At 38.6% G+C, this 1,271-nt stretch carries 2 protein-coding genes; both read right to left on the reverse strand.

All coding sequences use genetic code 11. The features are described 5' to 3' along the window. Positions 1-218: 218 nt before the first annotated feature. Complete coding sequence (locus MHN09_RS21250) at positions 219-746, reverse strand: hypothetical protein (protein WP_239241841.1); 528 nt, start codon at positions 744-746, stop codon at positions 219-221. A gap of 47 nt (positions 747-793) precedes the next feature. After that, positions 794-931: a hypothetical protein gene (locus MHN09_RS21255; protein ID WP_239241842.1), complete on the reverse strand. Its 138-nt coding sequence runs from the start codon at positions 929-931 to the stop codon at positions 794-796. Positions 932-1,271: the final 340 nt, after the last annotated feature.

The following is a 1,271-nucleotide window of genomic DNA, read 5'->3' on the forward strand; positions in this document are numbered from 1 at the left end:
TGGAAAGCTGCACTCAAATGGTACAGCTCCATAGTTGACGCAGCCTGGGCCGGAGGCATATGAAATTAAATTCGTGGGGATCCCTCAGGGTCAGAGTACTTTATTGGCTTAGTATTTTATTCATAGTAAATAAAATAAACACTTCAAGGTACATGTTGCCTCACTCGTAAGGAGTGTACTTTACCTGGGCTCTATTGCTTACAAACGCTTTTTTATTACTAACTGTTATCTGGTACTAACTCATTAAGGTGCAAAACCATCCAACCGTTAATATAAATATTTCGAGGCCGCCTAGCATCGTAAATGGCACCAGAAGTAACCAAGTCATTTACTTTTGTTTTGCTAAGCACAAGGTTATCAACACGATAGTAATTGCGCAGTAATAACGCTTTATCAAATTTCGCATGTTGACTCGGCGAGACAGGTGTTGTGTGAGCAATGTTTCCGACTTTAAAAGTAAGAGTATCATCATCAACACTAAGTAATTTCAGGGGGACATAGCGAAATCGAGCATCCGATGAAGGATCTATAGCTCTATAGTCAATATAGAAAAAGTCGTTTTTCTGAGGATTAGCCAAGACCCGCTCTTTTTCACTATTTTCAATAAATGCATTACCAACAAAGAAGAATGCTATTAGAAGAAAGCAAACAAATTCTGCATGCTGCTTTAATAGAGCGGTCACAGGTTCAAGCTGAAAATTACCCCGCAAATAAGCTGGGTTATTATTGAATGGTAAGGCTGACATACAAACTTCCTAGCTGTTTAGTGTTTTTATACCATACCGATTATTTTTCAACCTGTCGCTTTTTCTATACATTCAAACAAGTCCACAGCATTGATCCCTCGAATAATGGAGTCAGAGTACATTTCTCTAATAAGGTATGCTGGCGAATTAGAGTACTTCTCCCACACTGTTATGAAATCACGCATAGTTAAATTCGTTTTTTCAAAAAAGTACTCTGACCCCTTTTATTATTTTTGTGGTGAGCTATTTATGAAATGCTTTCTGGCACTGCCTAAGCACTGAAAACGGCCGAATGGTAACTCGTCTTTTTTTGGGTGTCAGAGTAGATTGTTACTTCTCTAAAAAATGGAGGCGGAGTACATTTCACTGATTTAGCGGCACTGGGGGGTAAGGGAATGACTATGTTCTGATGTTTAAAGTAATAAAGTACTCTGACCCTGAGGTATCCCCACAAATAATATAACGATATCAGCGAGATAAAAAAGATAGGAACATTCATGACGTTTGGTGATCAGATCAATCGCC

The organism is Alteromonas sp. MmMcT2-5 (genome assembly GCF_022348315.1).
In the GTDB taxonomy this organism is placed as follows: domain Bacteria; phylum Pseudomonadota; class Gammaproteobacteria; order Enterobacterales; family Alteromonadaceae; genus Alteromonas; species Alteromonas macleodii.

What these genes read in the sequence shown, in the direction of transcription:
- MHN09_RS21255 (WP_239241842.1), bottom strand. Translation starts at nt 931, where the DNA reads ATGCGTGATTTCATAACAGTGTGGGAGAAGTACTCTAATTCGCCAGCA.
- MHN09_RS21250 (WP_239241841.1), bottom strand. Translation starts at nt 746, where the DNA reads ATGTCAGCCTTACCATTCAATAATAACCCAGCTTATTTGCGGGGTAAT.